At 59.3% G+C, this 17782-nt stretch carries 12 protein-coding genes; all 12 read left to right on the forward strand.

The features are described from left to right. The first annotated feature begins 572 nt into the window (after nucleotides 1-572). The 12 genes from M1D99_RS03935 (at nucleotide 573) to M1D99_RS03990 (ending at nucleotide 17782) form a co-directional block, all read left to right on the forward strand. Entirely contained in the window at nucleotides 573-1826 is a 1254-nt protein-coding gene (locus tag M1D99_RS03935) for a cystathionine gamma-synthase family protein (protein WP_250964866.1), read from the forward strand. 134 nt (nucleotides 1827-1960) lie between these two features. Next, complete coding sequence (locus M1D99_RS03940; protein WP_186730268.1) at nucleotides 1961-3391, forward strand: amino acid permease; 1431 nt, start codon at nucleotides 1961-1963, stop codon at nucleotides 3389-3391. Nucleotides 3392-3447: 56 nt separating this feature from the next. Then, on the forward strand, nucleotides 3448-4332 hold the full coding sequence (locus M1D99_RS03945) for a LysR substrate-binding domain-containing protein (protein WP_458131399.1): 885 nt from the start codon (nucleotides 3448-3450) through the stop codon (nucleotides 4330-4332). A 30-nt stretch (nucleotides 4333-4362) separates the two neighbouring features. Continuing rightward, entirely contained in the window at nucleotides 4363-5727 is a 1365-nt protein-coding gene (thrC, locus tag M1D99_RS03950) for a threonine synthase (protein WP_458131400.1), read from the forward strand. Nucleotides 5728-5738: 11 nt separating this feature from the next. Beyond that, complete coding sequence (locus M1D99_RS03955) at nucleotides 5739-6176, forward strand: Lrp/AsnC family transcriptional regulator (protein WP_053188548.1); 438 nt, start codon at nucleotides 5739-5741, stop codon at nucleotides 6174-6176. Between the two features lie 819 nt (nucleotides 6177-6995). Then, the gene (locus tag M1D99_RS03960) at nucleotides 6996-8054 is read left to right on the forward strand and encodes a homoserine dehydrogenase (RefSeq protein ID WP_458131401.1); all 1059 of its coding nucleotides are present in this window, start codon (nucleotides 6996-6998) and stop codon (nucleotides 8052-8054) included. Next, nucleotides 8051-9463 carry an aldehyde dehydrogenase family protein gene (locus tag M1D99_RS03965; RefSeq protein WP_458131402.1) on the forward strand — a complete coding sequence of 471 codons (1413 nt, stop codon included), beginning with the start codon at nucleotides 8051-8053 and terminating at the stop codon, nucleotides 9461-9463. Before M1D99_RS03960 ends, M1D99_RS03965 begins: the two co-directional genes overlap by 4 nt. Before the next feature lie 566 nt (nucleotides 9464-10029). Next, nucleotides 10030-11304 carry a glycoside hydrolase family 68 protein gene (locus M1D99_RS03970; RefSeq protein ID WP_458131403.1) on the forward strand — a complete coding sequence of 425 codons (1275 nt, stop codon included), beginning with the start codon at nucleotides 10030-10032 and terminating at the stop codon, nucleotides 11302-11304. A gap of 742 nt (nucleotides 11305-12046) precedes the next feature. Beyond that, on the forward strand, nucleotides 12047-12406 hold the full coding sequence (locus tag M1D99_RS03975) for a DUF6124 family protein (RefSeq protein ID WP_458131404.1): 360 nt from the start codon (nucleotides 12047-12049) through the stop codon (nucleotides 12404-12406). A gap of 227 nt (nucleotides 12407-12633) precedes the next feature. Further along, nucleotides 12634-12897: a helix-turn-helix transcriptional regulator gene (locus tag M1D99_RS03980; RefSeq protein WP_060614165.1), complete on the forward strand. Its 264-nt coding sequence runs from the start codon at nucleotides 12634-12636 to the stop codon at nucleotides 12895-12897. Beyond that, nucleotides 12897-14210, forward strand: a complete 1314-nt coding sequence (locus M1D99_RS03985) for a type II toxin-antitoxin system HipA family toxin (RefSeq protein WP_458131405.1) — start codon at nucleotides 12897-12899, stop codon at nucleotides 14208-14210. The genes M1D99_RS03980 and M1D99_RS03985 overlap by 1 nt, the downstream gene beginning before the upstream one ends. 707 nt (nucleotides 14211-14917) lie before the next feature. Then, nucleotides 14918-17782: an SNF2-related protein gene (locus tag M1D99_RS03990; protein ID WP_458131406.1), complete on the forward strand. Its 2865-nt coding sequence runs from the start codon at nucleotides 14918-14920 to the stop codon at nucleotides 17780-17782.

Genomic DNA, 17782 nt, shown 5'->3' on the forward strand with positions numbered 1-17782 from the left:
CTCCCGCGTGGGAATGCATCCCGTGACGCTCTGCGTCACATCCAGAAGCGGAACGCAGAGCGTCCCTGGCGACATTCCCACGCAGGAGCGTGGGAACGATTGATAAACGATCGAGGCTGAACCTGTGGCGAGGGAGCTTGCTCCCGCTGGGCTGCGCAGCAGCCCCAAATCCATTCAACACGGTGACCAGGTAGGTTTACGACTGCTGCGCAGCCGAGCGGGAGCAAGCTCCCTCGCCACGATGATTCGTATAGCCTTTAAGTCCGCGGTCGCCTGTAGGACTGGCGTTCACGCATTCCCGAGGCCACCACAATTTCCAGTGTGGGAGCGGGCTTGCTCGCGAAAGCGATTGCACATTCACCCCTTCAGTGACTGACCCACCGCTTTCGCGAGCAAGCCCGCTCCCACAGGTTTTTGTGTTCGCAGATACTCTCAGACCTTCATCCAGCCATTAAAAAAACCACCCCTTTGGCACCGATAACATCGTTTCTCGACCGCCCGGCTTTTCCCTATATTGGCCCTCAGATCCGGTGGATGGCTCAACGTCCACCCCCTCAGTGTGAGTAGCCTCGATGAACAATAAACCTGACAGCACAGGGCTTGATAATGCCGGCGCGGGCACCCGGGCGGTTTGGGGTGGGGAGCAAGTCAGGCATCCCTACAACGCCACGCAAACCCCCATCGTGGCCAGTGCCGCGTACGGCTACGACGACATCGACGTCTGGTACGACGTCGCCCTGGGCAAGGCCCCCGGTTTTATCTACAGCCGCATGAGCAACCCGACCGTCGAGACCCTCGAAGCCAAGATTCGCGAGCTGGAAATGGCTGAGTCCGCAGTGGCCTTCAGCAGTGGCATGGCGGCGATCAGCAGCGTGCTCTACACCTTCCTGGCCCATGGCGATCGGGTGGTGTCGACCAAGGACAGTTACGGCGGCACCAACAAGATTTTCGAAGAGTTCCTGCCGCGCACCGGTGTGGCGGTGACCCTGTGCGAGACCTTCGACCACGACGACCTGGAGCGTGAAATCGCCAAGGGCTGCCAGGTGTTGTACCTGGAAACCCCCACCAACCCGACCCTGAAAATCCTCGACATCCCGCGCCTGGTGGCGGCGGCCAAGCGTGTCGGCGCCGTGGTCGTGGCGGACAACACCTTCGCCACGCCGCTGAACCAGAGCCCGCTGGCCTTGGGCGTGGACGTGGTGATTCACAGCGCGACCAAATTCCTCAGCGGTCATGGCGACGTGCTCGGTGGCCTGGTGTGTGGCAGCGAAGCCTTGATGGCCCAAGTGCGGCACTACCGGGAAATCAATGGCGCGAGCCTCGACCCGTTCTCGGCCTACCTGATCATCCGTGGCATGAAGACCCTGGCATTGCGCATGCGCCAGCAACAACACAGCGCCCGGGCCCTGGCCGAATTCCTCTGCACCGAACCACTGGTGGAAGCCGTGAATTATCCCGGCTTGCCCAGCCACCCGAACCACGCCATCGCCTGTGCACAGATGTCCGGCTTCGGCGCCATCGTCAGTTTTGTCCTGGTCGGCGGCATGGACACGGTCAAGCTGCTGCTGCCACGCCTGCGCTTCGCCCATTGCGCCGGCAACCTGGGCGCGGTGGAAACCATCTACGGACCGGCCCGCACCACCAGCCATGTCGAGAACACCCTGGAAGAACGCTTGGCCCTGGGCATCTCCGAAGGCTTGGTGCGGGTTTCGGTGGGCATCGAAGACACCGACGATCTGCTGGACGATCTGAAACAGGCCTTCGCCTTCGTCAAAAAGACCCTCAATCCGCAACTCAATGAAGTCCACACCGAGACGGCAAGCTGAAGTTTGAAAGTTGATACCCCGCGACAAGGCTGTCAGCGGGGCGTTCATGAATAGGAATAATAATAAAAGCTCAGCGGCGCTTGTCTGACTCGCGTAGACGTCGATGCGCGCCCTGACATTTCATGAGAACAACCATGTCCATAACAGAACAACAAACGAATACGCGGACCGGCTTCAAGCAGGAAATGCAGACGCGCCATATCGTCATGCTGGCCTTGGGTGGCGTGATCGGCACCGGGCTGTTCCTGACCTCCGGCTACACCGTCAACCAGGCCGGTCCGATGGGGGCGGTGATCGCCTACATCATCGGCGCACTCATGGTGTACATGGTGATGATGTGCCTCGGTGAGCTGGCAGTGCAGATGCCGGTAACCGGTTCCTTCAGCACCTACGCCACGCGCTTTCTCGGCCCCGGCACTGGCTACACTGTGGCCTGGCTGTATTGGCTGACGTGGACGGTGGCGATCGGTTCCGAGTTCACCGCCGCCGGTATCCTCATGACCCGATGGTTTCCCGACACCCCGGTGTGGATCTGGAGCGCGCTGTTTGCCGGCGTGGTGTTCCTCACCAACGTGGTGTCGGTGCGTTTGTTCGCCGAGACCGAGTTCTGGTTGTCGTTGATCAAAGTGCTGACCGTGGTGGTGTTCCTGCTGATCGGTGGTGGTGCGATTCTCGGGCTGTTGAACATCGACCAGGCCCACAGCATCGGGTTAAGTAACTTCACTCGCGAAGGACTTTTTCCTACGGGCTTCATGCCGATTGCGATGACGCTGCTGGCGGTGTCCTTCGCCTTCTCCGGCACTGAACTGATCGGCATCGCCGCTGGCGAAACCAAGGATCCGCAACGCAACGTGCCCCGCGCTATCCGCACCACGGTGCTGCGCCTGGCGGTGTTTTTTGTCGGGACCATTTTCGTCCTCGCGACGTTGTTGCCTCGCGAACAGGCCGGTCTGGTGGAGAGTCCGTTCGTCACGGTGTTCACCTACATCGGCATTCCATACTCCGCCGACATCATGAACTTCGTGATCATCACCGCCCTGTTGTCGGCGGCCAACTCCGGCTTGTACGCCGCCTCGCGCATGCTTTGGACCCTCAGCGACCAGGGCCACCTGCCCAAGCAGTTCTCGGCCCTGACCCGCATGGGCACGCCGCTCAACGCGATCATCGTCAGCATGGCCGGCGGCGCCGCGTCGTTGCTCAGCAGCGTGTTTGCCGCCGACACCATTTACCTGGCGCTGGTGTCGATTTCCGGCCTGGCCGTGGTGGTGGTGTGGATGAGCATCGCCGCGAGCCAGATCGGCTTTCGCCGTCACTACGTGGCCAACGGCGGCGACATCCGCGACCTCAAGTTCCGCGTGCGGGGTTATCCGTGGGTGCCGCTGGGGGCGCTGGTGTGCTGCAGCCTGGCGTGCATCGGCATCGCCTTCGACCCTGAACAGCGAGTGGCGCTGTACTTCGGCTTGCCATTCATCGCCTGGTGTTACTTCGTGTATTACATTACCCGCAAAAGCCGCGAGCGACGCTTGTCGGTTGCCCTCGTGGCACAACCGTCCGACGCGTTCTAACCGCATCGACGGGCGGGCAAACGTGCCCGGTGCGTGGGGGTCAGCGAGGTAAGAGCATGAAGCAAAAAACGTTGCCCCCGTTGAACTGGCTGCGGGCGTTCGAAGTGTCGGCCCGCTGCCTGAACTTCACCCACGCCGCCGACGAATTGTTCTTGACCCAGGGCGCGGTCAGCCAGCAGATCCGCCAGTTGGAAAGTCACCTGGGGGTGGCGTTGTTCAAGCGCTTGCCCCGTGGCCTCGGTCTGACGGAAGAGGGCCAGGCGTACCTGCCAGTGGTGCAGGACGCGATCACGCGACTGGCGGTGGGCACCAACGAAATCTTCGGCCAGCACAAGCGTCGGCCGATCAAGGTGCGCGGCAGCCTGGCGTTTTTCGTGCACTGGCTGGCGCCGAAACTGGTGGATTTTCGCCAGGCCCATCCCCACGTCGACATCCGCTACATCAGCAACATCTGGGTCAAGGAACTGGACGGCGAAGACGACATGGAAATCCGCTGGGGCCACGGCCAATGGCCTGGCCTGGTGTCGCAGCGGCTGACCTGGGACACCTTGTTCCCGGTGTGCGCGCCGGCCTTGATGGCGACGCTGAAGGTGCCGGCGGACGTGGCCAGGCATCCGTTGCTGCACGTGCTGGGTTACGAAGAGGGCTGGGGTTACTGGCTGAAAATGGTCGGTGCCGATTCGGTGGATTCCTCGACGGGCATGCAATTCGACACGCTGGTCTGCACCTTGCGCATGGCCGAGCTGGGGCAGGGCATCGCCCTGGCGCGGTCGTCGATGGTCAGTGAATTGCTGGAAGACGGACGCTTGGTCGAACCCTTCGCCCTGCGCATCGAAGCCAGCGAATCGTTCTACCTGGTGCGCAGTTCCGGGGCCGAGCAACACCCGGACGCGGCACGGTTTTCCACCTGGCTGGTGGAGCAGGCGCATCGTTTCAAATGAGCTGTTTTATCTGAGTTTGCGGAGTTGACCATGCGCTACGTGAGTACCCGAAATTCCGCCGTGCAGGTCGATTTCGAAAAAGTCGTGCTGTCGGCCATTGCCGAAGATGGCGGGCTGTTTGTCCCGGTGGAACTGCCGCTGTTCGAACCTCAGGACATCGCTAATTGGTCGACGTTGTCCTACGACGAACTGGCCTACCGAGTGATGCGCCCGTTCGTGGGCGAGGCGATCCCCGAGGCCGACCTCAAGCGCTTGCTCAAGGAGGCCGGCAGCCAGTTCAGCCATCGCTCCCTGGCGCCGCTGCATCAGGTGGATCGCAACGAATGGGTCCTGGAGTTGTTCCATGGCCCGACCCGTTCCTCGAAGGATTTCGCCGCGCAGCTGCAGGCGCGGCTGGTGCAGTACTTCCTGCGTAAACGCGGGCGTCGCGCCGTGGTGATGGGTGTCACCAACGGCCACACCGGCCTGGCCGCCATCGAGGCGTTCAAGCACTGCGACGAGACCGACGTGGTGGTGATCTACCCCGAGGCCGGCGTACCGCAAGACCAACTTCAGGACCTGCAAGCGACGGCGCACCCGCGGGTGCATCAAGTGGCCGTGGAGGGCAGTTTCGATGAATGCCAGACCCTCGTCACCCAACTGTTCCGCCAGCATGCAGCGATCAGTTTCAACTCCAGCAACTGGGTCAGCGTCATGGCGCAGTTGGTGTTTTATTTTCACGCCGTGCTGCAGTTGGGCGGCGGTCAGCGGCCCATCGGTTTCAGCGTGCCGGCGGCGAGTTTTGCCGAAGTCTATGCCGGCTACATCGCCCAGAAGATGGGCTTGCCGATCACGCAAATGATCGTCGCCACCAACCAGAACGACGCGCTGCATCAGTTCTTTTTGAAGAACCACTACTCGCGGTTACGTGCGAGCAAGACCCTGTCGCCGGCCATGGACTTGTCGATCTTTTCCAACCTGGAACGGTTTCTCTGGGAGCTCTATGGGCATGATGATCAAGCCGTGAGCGCGTTGATGCACACCTTCGAAACCGACGGCGAAATGAGCATTGGTAACGAGTTCTGGCTGCAGGCGCGGATGATCATCGACTCGTACGCTGTGAGTGATGAGCAGACGCTGAACGAGATCACTTCGTTGTACCGCGACACCGGTTATGTCATCGATCCACACACCGCCACCGGCGTGCTCGCTGCGCGCTTGTACCGCCGCAGCCTGGTGGCGCCGATGGTGACCTTGGGCGAGATCTCACCGATTAAATCGGCGGTGTTGCTCGGTGAGTTGGGGATCCCCGTGGCGGCGCAACAACGTCCGATGTCCGAGCATGGCCCGGCGCAGATTCATCGTATCCAGCCGGACGACCTCGCTGCCCTCCATCAACTGCTCGGCGCGCTATAACCGGAGGCCCCATGAAGCGAATACTCGACCCCCTCGACGAACGCATCATCGCCGAACTGCGCCTCAACGCCCGCGCCGCCCACGCCGAACTGGCGGCCAAGGTCAACCTCTCGCGCAACGCCGTGCGCCAACGCATCGAACGCCTCGAACGCGACGGCGTGATCCAGGGCTACACGGTGCGCACGGGGGAGGGCGCGCAAGCGTCGTCGAACATCAACGCGGTGATCTTCGTCTACCGCTACGACCGCATGCGCGGTGCCGAGGTGTTGCAAGCGTTGCAGGCGATGCCGGAAGTGCTGCAGTGCGATGTGATGAGTGGCGAATTTGATTTGATGCTGAGGGTCGGCGCGGCGAACCCGGAGCGGGTGCATAAGGTGTGGAAAGAGATCTCGGCGCTGCCGGGAGTGGAGAACACCGTGACGTCGTTTGTGTTGTCGTCGGTGGTCTAGGCACGCTAGCCGTCACAGCAGTGAACCCCGTGGCGAGGGAGCTTGCTCCCGCTGGGTTGCGAAGCAGCCCCAACCAGGCGATCCCAATCAACCTGACCCACCGCGCTGCATGTTTTGGGGCCGCTGCGCAGCCCAGCGGGAGCAAGCTCCCTCGCCACAAGAGCCGGCGGGTGCATGCTCTGCCACTAATAGACCAAACACTGAAGAAAACTGTGGGAGCGGGCTTGCTCGCGATAGCGGTACACCAGCCACCATCAATGTCGCCTGACCTGGCCCTTTCGCGAGCAAGCCCGCTCCCACAGGGGAAGGTGTTCGGTCAGGCCCCGCCTGCTCGCCGCCGCTTCACAGATAAGCCAGCCACCACAAACCCCGTGGCGAGGGAGCTTGCTCCCGCTGGGTTGCGAAGCAGCCCCAACCAGGTTATCCCCAATCAACCTGACCCACCGCGCCGGCCAATTCCAGGGGCCGCTGCGCAGCCCAGCGGGAGCAAGCTCCCTCGCCACAAGAGCCGGCGGGTGCATGCTCTGCCACTAATAGACCAAACACTGAAGAAAACTGTGGGAGCGGGCTTGCTCGCGATAGCGGTACACCAGCCACCATCAATGTCGCCTGACCTGGCCCCATCCCGAGCAAGCTCGCTCCCACAGTGGTCTGTGTTTGGTCAGTCGATTTTGTTGGCTTTCCTCCACCCACCGCTTTGCCCAACCCCTGGTCAAAACGCCCAAGAAATAGAGCAAATTGGCATATTTCACTGCCCACCCCGCACCCCTAACCTAGATCCCAACAACCTCATCACCCGGATCAAGGGACACAACAAAAATGATTGAATACAAACTGGCCCTAGTCGGCTTCGGCGGTGTAAACCGGGCATTGGCCCAACTGATTGCCGAGCGCAACCAGCAGTGGAAAACCGAACTCGGCTTCACCCTGAAAATCGTCGGCGTGACCGACCTGTTCCTCGGTTCGGTGATGAACCGCCACGGCCTCGACGCCGCCTCGCTGGCCCGACTGCCCGCCAGCAAAGGCGCCATGGCCCAACTCCCCGGCGGCACCGTCGACGCCCTCAACGAAGCCGTGATCAAAGACTGCGGCGCCGACATCATCGCCGAAGCCACCTTCACCAACCCGGTGGACGGCGAGCCCGCCACCTCGTTCTGTCGCTGGGCCCTGGAGCGCGGCAAACACGTGGTCACCACCAACAAAGGCCCCATCGCCCTGCACGGCGCCGAACTCAAGGCCCTGGCCCGACGCAACAACGTCGCCTTCGAATACGAAGGCTCGGTCATGAGCGGCACCCCCGTCATCCGCCTGGCCAAACAAGCCCTGGCCGGCAGCTCGATCACTGGTTTCGAAGGCATCCTCAACGGCACCTCCAACTTCGTCCTCACCGCCATGGAAGGCGGCCTAGGGTTCGCCGAAGCCGTCAGCCAAGCCCAAGCCCTGGGCTACGCCGAAGCCGATCCGACGGCCGACGTCGCAGGCCATGACGTGCGCCTCAAGGTAGTCATCCTGGCAAACGAACTGCTGGACGCCAAACTCACCATCAACGACGTCACCTGCAACGGCATCGCCTCCCTCACCCTTGACGACATCGAAAAAGCCCGCCGCGACAACGCACGCTGGAAACTCATCGGCGCCGCCACCCGCAACGCCGACGGCGCCATCAGCGCCAGCGTCGAACCGCGCCTGCTCAGCAACAACCACCCCCTGGCTAGCATCAGCGGCGCCACCAACGCCGTGTCGTTCACCAGCGAACTGCTCGGCGCCGTCACCGTCTCCGGCCCGGGCGCCGGCCGCACCGAAACCGCCTTCGCGCTGCTGTCCGACATCATCCACATCCACAAATCGGCAACCCGCAAACAGGAGCACACCCTGTGAACGTATCGCGCCTGGCCCTGGCGGTCGTCGAACCGCACATCGAAGTCCTCAACCCATTTGACGGCAGCGTCGTCGGCACCGTCGCCGATCTCAAAGCCTCAGAAGTCCCGCACCTGCTCGAAACCGCACGCAGCGGCGCAAAAGCCTGCGCCGCACTGCCGCGCCATCGCCGCGCAAGTATCCTCGAGCAAGCAGCACTGAACATCGAGCGCGACGCCAAAGCCTTCGCCCGACTCATCGTCGATGAAGCCGGCAAGACCCTCAAACAGGCCGAAAAGGAAGTCAAACGCTGCGTCAACACCCTCAAGCTCTCCGCCGAAGAAGCCAAGCGCAACGCCGGCGAAATCGTCCCGTTCGACGCCTACGAAGGCGCCGAATCGCGCCAGGGCTGGTTCACCCGCGAACCCCTGGGCCTGATCGTCGCCATCACCCCCTACAACGACCCGCTCAACCTGGTCGCCCACAAACTCGGCCCGGCCATCGCCGGCGGCAACGCAGTGATCCTCAAACCGTCCGAACTGGCGCCACTGTCGGCCCTCAAACTGGTCTCGTACCTGGTCGCCGCCGGCCTGCCTGAAACCGTGGTCACCGTCGCCACTGGCGGTGCGGAGCTGGGCAAAGCCCTGGTCGCCGCCCGCGACGTGCGCATGATCTCCTTCACCGGCGGCTTCGTCACCGGCGAACAAATCGCCCGCACCGCCGGCCTGAAAAAACTCGCCATGGACCTCGGCGGCAACGCTCCCGTCATCGTCATGGGCGACTGCAACCTCGACGCCGCCGTCGACAGCTGCGTCTCCGGTGCCTTCTGGGCCGCCGGGCAAAACTGCATCGGCACCCAACGCCTGCTCATCCACGCACCGATCTACGAAGCCTTCCGCGAACGCTTCGTCAACCAGGCCCAAGCCCTCGTCGTCGGCAACCCACTGCTCGCCAACACCGACATCGGCCCGATGATCAGCCAACAAGCCGCGCAAAACGCTGAGCAAGTGGTCAACGAAGCCCTGCAACAAGGCGCCACCCTGCTCTGCGGCCATCGCCGTCAGGGCAACTGCTACGCCGCCACCGTCCTGGAAAACGTCGATCATTCCAGCCGACTCTGGCGCAATGAAGCCTTTGCGCCTGTGGTGGTGTTGCAGCCGTTCGAGACGTTTGATGAGGCGATTACGTTGGCGAACGAACCTGAGTACGCGCTGCACGCTGGGATTTTTACCAACGACCTCAGCACCGCCATGAGCGCTGCACGACGGATCGAGGCAGGGGGCGTGATGATCAATGATTCGTCGGATTTCCGGTTCGATGCGATGCCGTTTGGCGGGTCGAAGTACGGGAGTTTGGGCAGGGAAGGGGTGCGGTTTGCATACGAGGAAATGACCCAGCCGAAGGTGGTTTGTTTGAATACGTTGGGGTGAGGGGCGAGTCAGTCCGAAGGAATCACTTCAACCTTTCATGTCGCTAAAACGCCGTTTTGACGACACGTTCTCTTCTCATGTCGCCGGTAGCGACATGAGAATGGAACGTGTCGCAAAAATCAAAAAACAGCGACACGTTGTGTCGGCCCTCTGTGGAAGCAGGCCTGTTCACGAAAAGGCCAGCAAACCCAACCCCGCAACCAAGTCAAACCCTTGTGGGAGCAAGGCTTGCCCGCGATAGCGCAACACCAGCCACATCAAAACAACTGACCCACCGCCATAACAGCCATACCACGCCAACTGTGGGAGCGAGCCTGCTCGCGATAGCGCCAAGCGCTCAGAACACCAAGCGTGCAGGCAACATCGGCGATCTCCCAAAAAACTAACTTCTTCAAACGCTCCAAGCTGAAACGTATCAGCGACGGGAAAAAACCAAAATATGCACAAATGCATTTTTATGCTTGACCTGCATAGGCAAGCCTCTATAAGGTGATTTCACTGTATGCACATACAGCATTTCTAAATCACTACTTATTTAAATCCATTCATGGACGAGGCAGTAACCTATGAAAACCACCATTGAAAAATTCGGTGCAACCCCTCATCAACCCAGCCTCTGGACCCGCGCCGACGCGCTGAAAGTCCGGGCCGATGACCCCACCACCACTCAACCACTGGTCAGCGCGGATTTCCCGGTACTGAACAACGACGTGTTCATCTGGGACACCATGCCCCTGCGCGATTTGGACGGTAACGTGACGTCCGTCGATGGCTGGTCGGTGATCTTCACCCTGACCGCCGATCGTCATCCAAACGACCCGCAGTACCTCGACGAGGACGGCAACTACGACATCCTCCGCGATTGGAACGATCGCCACGGTCGGGCAAAGATGTACTACTGGTTTTCTCGTACCGGCAAGAACTGGGAATTCGGTGGCCGCGTGATGGCCGAAGGTGTTTCGCCCACCGCTCGCGAATGGGCCGGTACGCCGATCCTGTTGAACGACCGAGGTGAAGTGGACCTGTATTACACCGCCGTCACCCCAGGCGCGACCATCGTCAAGGTGCGTGGCCGGGTAGTGACCACTGAACACGGTGTCAGCATGGTCGGCTTCGAGAAGGTCAAGCCGCTGTTCGAGGCCGACGGCAACCTGTACCAGACCGAAGCCCAAAACGCGTTCTGGGGTTTCCGCGACCCATGGCCTTTCCGCGACCCGAAAGATGGCAAGCTGTACATGCTGTTCGAGGGCAACGTCGCCGGTGAGCGCGGCTCCCACAAAGTAGGCGAGGCAGAAATCGGCGACGTGCCGCCGGGTTATGAAGACGTCGGCAACTCGCGCTTCCAGACCGCCTGCGTCGGCATCGCCGTGGCCCGCGACGCCGACGGCGACGACTGGGAAATGCTGCCGCCACTGCTGACCGCCGTCGGGGTAAACGACCAGACCGAGCGCCCGCACTTCGTGTTCCAGGATGGCAAGTACTACCTGTTCACCATCAGCCATACCTTCACCTACGCCGACGGTGTCACCGGCCCGGACGGCGTGTACGGCTTCGTCGCGGACTCGCTGTTCGGCCCTTACGTGCCACTGAACGGTTCCGGCCTGGTGCTGGGCAACCCGTCCTCCCAGCCATTCCAGACCTACTCGCACTATGTAATGCCAAACGGCCTGGTGACCTCCTTCATCGACAGCGTACCGACCGACGAAACCGGCACGCAGATTCGTGTCGGTGGCACCGAGGCACCCACGGTGGGCATGAAGATAAAAGGGCTGCAGACGTTCGTGGTGGGCGAGTACGACTACGGTTACATCCCGCCGATGCTCGACGTCACCCTCAAGTAATAGCAACGCTGGGGTTTCAGGCAGCGGGTTTGTGGTCGATGACAAAACCGTTGTGGATATGATCGAGATATCCCGCCTGATTCATTGCGACGTCGCTCGCAAGCCCCATTGAACAACGCGTCGTAACCCTCTTCGCGACTGGCTGCCAGGATGCAGCCGGTCGCGAATGCATTCCCTCGCTGCGCACTTGGAGCGATGAGTTCTCTTAAGTAGTGCAACAGCCTGCTGCACAATTCCCCAACCGCAGCGTCGCTCCTTGCTAAATGATGCTGACGCACCGCATTCACGAGCAAAACCGCTCCGCCATTCCTATGTTTGAAATGCCTGACGCAAGCTCCTCTGTGGGAGCGAGCTTGCTCGCGATAGCGGTGTGTCAGCCAGCATTTCAGCCCGCTGTTTATCGTGACTCCACGAGACTAGCCACGACCGACATCGCCTTGCGCCATTGCCTACAACTACGCCAGAATCCGCCGGCTTGTGCGTTTTGGGGCCCGTCGGTAGTTTGAGTCTGTCACTGAGCATCAGTGATCGGGTTTCGCAGCCCGGACTCTATAGGCGCACAACGTCACCTTCGAAAGCAGATTACCCATGTCTGTGATTTCGTCAGAGGTGGCTGTGCGTGGGAGACCCCTTGGGTCTGCCGGTCCCTAGAGTCCCGGTCTGCGAACCCGCGTACAGCTGCCACCCCAACTTCGTTTCGCAGCGAATGGTGGTAGCTCCAATAGACTCTAGGAGCTTTACCATGGCTAAAATTACACCGAACCCGCCAACTGAAGGCGAACATGTATCTCGCGCTCAGTCTGCTCGTAACAAGAAGCTCGATGAAGCTGCTGAACGGGCTTTGGATTTTTATCTGAAGCCTACGCCGAAGAAAGAAACGTCTGACAACCCCAACAGCATCTTTCGTATCGCGCCTGATGTTGATTCGGAGTGTCTGCTCGCCAGTCTCAGTGAAAACCTGGCTGCGGCCAATGCCATGATCAATGATCTGGCGTTTGACCTTGAGGGTTCGCGACGGCGTGTTGCGATGGGGATTTTGCAGGTGATTGAGGTGAGTGAACTGCTGGCGAATCGGGCTTTGGATATTGTTGAGGTGAGGTAACAAGGGGACGCGCTTACCCCGGGTATGAAAAAAGGTCTTGCACAGCAAGGCCTTTTTTGTAGGCGAGAGATTGATAGAGGGCTGTTAGGTTTGGGGGCGTCAGAAGATTCATCGCTCAATTTGTGCACAGGGTGCTGCACTAGAGCCAAATAGGAAACTTGTGATGTTGTGTCTCCGGGGCTACAGTAATCAGCAGAATCTAGATTTTTGATGCTCGGGGGCTACAAATGACCACCTTGTTTGACGTGGCTGAAATGCTGAAACAGGCTCGAGGTGAGGCCGATTTGAGCCAGGATGCCTTGGCCAGTCGCGCCGGCGTATCCCGTTCAACAGTGGCACGTATGGAAACAATGGCAAAGGGGGACATGAGCGTCTCGGCCCTTGTCCGATTATTGGAAGCGGCTGGATACGACTTGAAGCTGGTGAAGGCTGGTCACGAGCGCACGGTTGAGGACATTCTCGCCGAGCAGCGTTCCGGAGTTTCTGAATAATGATCTTAGACGTACACGTCAGCGGCAAAACGGTCGCCAAACTTTACCGAGAGCGTGATGAGTACGTCCTGAAATACCTTCCGGGTACAGCTGCGGCGGACTTTGTCAGCTTGGCATTACCCGTGCGTGAAGAGCCGTGGCGCTGGCCTCGTGATCTGTTTCCGTTTTTTCGGCAGAACTTACCTGAAGGGTACTTGTTGGGAGTTATCCGTGAAGAGTTTGGCGCCTTGCTGGATGGCACGGACTTATCACTGCTAGCCGTAATTGGCGGTGCAGGCGTTGGGCGTGTGACGGTAACGCCGGAAGGCATCATGCCGGGCGCCGAAATGGAGCCCTTGGAAATAAATCATCTGCTGACCGCTGAAAACACAACTGAGCATTTTGCGACTTTGGTACGCCGTTATGCACGCGCGGCTATTTCTGGCGTCGTGCCCAAGTTCATCGCGCAGGATGTTGGGCATGACGCGTTGCCCCTGGGCAAACCCACTCTGCGTACCGGATTGCACATCATCAAAGGCTCAGACGACACGACGCCTTACCTAGGCTTCAATGAGTTCTACACCATGCGTGTGTTGGAGCGGTTACATGTTGTACCGGTAGCAACATGCCGTATGTCAGACGATGGTCGAGTTCTGGTGGTGAATCGTTTTGATGTCGATGAAAACGGCCTACCGCGCTGTGGGCTGGAGGACGCATGTGGACTCCTGGGCTTGCCGCCCCATGAGAAATACGCGACCACCACTGAAAGAGTGTGGAACGCCACCCGGGCATACATATCTGGAGAGCGGTTGCGCGAACAGCGTGAGCACTTCGGTTGGCATTTGTTGACGAACTACGTAGTCCGTAACGCCGACTGCCATGCCAAAAACATTGCGCTTTATTACACCTCGCGAGCAGACGTAGCCTTCACGCCAGTCTATGACTTGGTGACCACTCAAGCCTATCCGCGTTTTGCCGCGAACCCGCCAGGTTTGTCCGTAGGCGGTCGGCAAACGTGGACGCCGGGCCGTACGCTTGAGCTTTTTTTCAATGGCCGCTTAAACATCCCTCCGCGTCAGTACGCCGCAATGGTCGAGCAATTGTGCGAATCAGCTGTCGCCGTGGGTAAAGAAGTTATCGAAGCCGCAAAGAACGAGCCCGCTTGGCGAGATGTGGCTAAACACATGGTGCATGCGTGGAATGAGGGTATGGAAACGCTACGTAGCCCAAAATCAGCCCCGCATTTTCGGGGATTGGATGCGGCTATTACCGAGGCAGGCTTCTCTGGTCCTCGAGCGCCCGAAAAAAAATCGCGAACAGATCGGTCGCTCTGAGCTACTTGCACCACGTAAGCGTTAAGGAATACGTAGATAACCCAGATTTGAAAATTACTGGAAGTAAGCCGTTTCAACGCGGTATCTAGCGCCTGATCATCGAACAGCTTGCTTGATGAGTCGCAGCACCCGCTTCGCCATCCCAATGCTCCAGCTCCTGGCGGACTGCCGGAGCAGTCGGCAAAAATGCTCTCCTGGCTCAGTAAACAATCAAGCATTGCCAACAACTCGGTGCTGAAGGGCAACTCAAAACAATCGATCACGTTGTGCGGTTCGCTCCAAGGCTCGCGTGTATCTTTTAGCCGTTGTCTGGATAGCCGATTTCGTCAGTAAGCTGGTAGGGTTCCTTTGATTAGGTCGAGCGCTATCTTTTTTCTCTTTTCATTGGTTTCATGCCCGTAGCGACAGGGCCTAAGGGGCGATCGCATGGATGAACGTAATTAATGACGATCTGGTTGCAGACGTGACATTTTTCTGTTTCCTGCCCTTGGGCTCTGCTTCGACTCCGCGCAGAGCTGTTAGAGTGCCACTCGCCAAACCACTAGCATGATTTGCTGGAACGCAGCTTTCTCATTGTACGGCTGCTTCTGTCTTTGCTTGAAATCAACAGACTGTAACCGAAGCTCCAATCTGGGCGGCTCAATTGGGTATTAGCCTTTGCCGTTCGTAGTTCTGTAGGCATCTAGACCCTGACAAGGATTGCATTAATGCAACTGACACAAGCTCCAGCCCCCGGCGCGCGCGCGGTGATCCGAGATGAAGAATGGATCATTCAGAACGCTGACCAATGTAACCTTGGAGGCTGGCAGCTCTCCTGCATCGGCGTGTCGGAAACCGTGCGAAATCGACATGCGCTCTTTCTCTCAGAGCTTGAAGACATCACTCTAATTGATCCGGCCAAAACCGAACTGGTCTACGACGAGTCGCCCACGTTTATTGCTTCGCGCCTATTTATCGAGGCACGTCTGCGTCAGTCGGCGCTGCAAAACGAATCGGTAGTCATTGGGCAGCATGGAGTAATGGATGCGCTGCCGTTTCAGTTGCAGCCTGCTCATCAGGTCTTGCAGCAACTGCGCCCGCGCTTGCTCATTGCGGACACAGTAGGCTTGGGTAAAACCCTGGAGGCCGGCATCCTTACCGCTGAGTTGATGCGCAGAGGTAAAGCTCGCCGCATTTTGGTGGTCACTACCAAAAGTATGATGCGCCAGTTTCAGCAGGAGTTCTGGAACCGATTTACTATCCCGCTCACCCGCTTGGACTCAGCAGGTATTCAGCGTATTCGTCGCGATATTCCAGCCAATCACAATCCCTTTAACTACTACGACCGCACCATCATCTCGGTCGATACCTTGAAGCGCGACAGCGAGTACCGGCACTACCTGGAAAGCGCCTGGTGGGATCTGATCATCATCGACGAAGCCCACAACGTTTCCTACAAGGGCAATCGCACCCAGAGTAATCGCTTGGCCGAGTTACTCTCGCAACGCTCCGATGCACTGATCTTGCTCACCGCCACACCACACAACGGCAAAAAGGACAGCTTCGCCAGCCTCGTGCGCATGCTCGACCCCACGGTGCTGCCAGCAGGGGCCGATTACACCCGCGAGGATGTCGATCACCTTTTTGTTCGCCGTTTCAAGAAAGACGTGCGCGAGCAGATGAAGCAGGAATTCCCAGAGCGAGAAGTGTTTCGTTTGGCCTGCGCCGCAAGCCCGGCGGAAAACCTCGCCTTCGATGCCCTAGCCGAGCTCCAACTTAATAGTGACGGGACCGGTGCGCGCGACGGCGCCATGTTGTTCCGCACCGTGCTGGAAAAGGCGCTGTTCTCTTCCCCGGCAGCCTGCCTACAAACGCTGAAAGAGCGCATACGTAAGCTCGAGGTAAAGGATGCACGCCATCCTGATCTTGAGGGGCTGCGTGATCTTCACGGTCTAGTGCAGTCCATTAGTGCAGACAAATTCAGCAAATTGCAGCACCTCATCAGCCAACTCAAACAAGGTCAGCACTGGCGTTGGGATGGCAAAGATCCAAGTGACCGCCTGGTGATCTTCACCGAGCGAGTGGAAACACTGAGATTCCTCCAGCTAGAGCTGCCCAAGGCCCTGGGGTTAAAAGATAACGCCGTAGCCATCCTGCACGGCCAATTGCCTGACCAGGACATCCAGCAGACGGTCGAAGATTTCGGCAAAACCCATTCGCCCCTGCGCCTGCTGATTGCCTCGGATGTGGCCTCCGAAGGTCTTAACCTGCACTACCAAGCTCATCGGCTGATCCACTTCGATATTTCCTGGTCGCTGATGGTGTTCCAGCAGCGCAATGGTCGTGTGGATCGCTATGGTCAACTGCATGCCCCGAAAATCAGCTACCTGCTGACCGAGCCGCGCCACGAGAGAATTCGCGGTGACTTGCGCTACCTGGAAATCCTGATCGATAAGGACGAGCAGGCGGCAAAGAATATCGGCGATCCATCAGCCTTTATGGGGCTGTATGACGAGGAGCTGGAAACCGTCGCAGTAGCCAAGGCCATTGAAGGCAACCGCACTGTCGAGGAATTCGCCGCGCTACTGGCTGGGGATGATATCGACCCTTTCGAGGCCCTGTGGGGCGCGAACGTACCCAGCAACGATAGCGTTGCGCCCGCCAGCACAGCAGCGCTCATGGCGCCCACTGCTGAACTTACCAGCCTGTTTAACGACAGCTACATCTACCTTCGTGATGCCTTGCGTTGGCTGGCGCAACAGTCGCCGCGCGAACATGCTGCAATCAAAACGGATGATGCCAGCCGCACACTAAGCTTCCAGCCCAGTCGCGATCTTGCCCAGGTGCTCAAGCGTGATCTGGCCAGCGAAATGTGGCCGACCGATAACACCTTTGCCTTGAGCGCCGATAAGGCTGTGGTTGAAGAGGCCATCAAACAGGCGCGCGACACCAATGCCTGGCCGCAGCTGCACTACCTCTGGGCGCTCAACCCCATTGCCCAGTGGCTCGACTACAAACTTATGGCTCTGTTCCGTCGCCAGCGCGCGCCGCTGCTGCGCGTTGCACAGGGGCTGGCCGCAGGCGAAGCCATTGTGCTGGTGCTTGCCCAGGTGCCCAACCGCCGTGGTCAAGCCGTGCTAGCCGAGTGGCTCGGTGTACAGCTCGATGCTGCTGGGCAGGTACAGGGCGTACTCAGCCTGTCGGAAACCCTGCAGCGCACAGGGCTCACCAGCACCGCAAAAGCCCTGGCCAACGATGGCCAGGCGCCGGACAGCCGTACCTTGCAAAGTGCACTACCCGCGGTTATTCAGGCTGCTGAGAAACACATCAAGCCGATCAAGCAGGCATTCGATGCCAACTGTCGCCAGCGTCTGGAGCGCGAGTTGGCCAAGCTGCAAACCCTGCAGCTCAAACACAACGTACAGCTGGAAATCGATTTCGCCAAAGGTATCGAACAAGTCATCGCAGCCAAACGTAAACAGAAAAAAAGCGCCACCGCAGACCTGTTCAGCAACTACCAACAATGGATACGCGACACCCTGCAACTGGATGACCGCGCTCAGTTCAACGTTGTCGCCGCACTGATGGCTTAA

This window comes from Pseudomonas sp. R3-41 (assembly GCF_054161485.1).

Bases quoted from the DNA above. Each gene is read 5' to 3' on its own strand.
- M1D99_RS03945 (WP_458131399.1), top strand. From the start codon at position 3,448: ATGAAGCAAAAAACGTTGCCCCCGTTGAACTGGCTGCGGGCGTTCGAA.
- M1D99_RS03980 (WP_060614165.1), top strand. From the start codon at position 12,634: ATGACCACCTTGTTTGACGTGGCTGAAATGCTGAAACAGGCTCGAGGT.
- M1D99_RS03990 (WP_458131406.1), top strand. From the start codon at position 14,918: ATGCAACTGACACAAGCTCCAGCCCCCGGCGCGCGCGCGGTGATCCGA.
- M1D99_RS03975 (WP_458131404.1), top strand. From the start codon at position 12,047: ATGGCTAAAATTACACCGAACCCGCCAACTGAAGGCGAACATGTATCT.
- thrC (WP_458131400.1), top strand. From the start codon at position 4,363: ATGCGCTACGTGAGTACCCGAAATTCCGCCGTGCAGGTCGATTTCGAA.
- M1D99_RS03935 (WP_250964866.1), top strand. From the start codon at position 573: ATGAACAATAAACCTGACAGCACAGGGCTTGATAATGCCGGCGCGGGC.
- M1D99_RS03970 (WP_458131403.1), top strand. From the start codon at position 10,030: ATGAAAACCACCATTGAAAAATTCGGTGCAACCCCTCATCAACCCAGC.
- M1D99_RS03955 (WP_053188548.1), top strand. From the start codon at position 5,739: ATGAAGCGAATACTCGACCCCCTCGACGAACGCATCATCGCCGAACTG.
- M1D99_RS03940 (WP_186730268.1), top strand. From the start codon at position 1,961: ATGTCCATAACAGAACAACAAACGAATACGCGGACCGGCTTCAAGCAG.
- M1D99_RS03985 (WP_458131405.1), top strand. From the start codon at position 12,897: ATGATCTTAGACGTACACGTCAGCGGCAAAACGGTCGCCAAACTTTAC.
- M1D99_RS03960 (WP_458131401.1), top strand. From the start codon at position 6,996: ATGATTGAATACAAACTGGCCCTAGTCGGCTTCGGCGGTGTAAACCGG.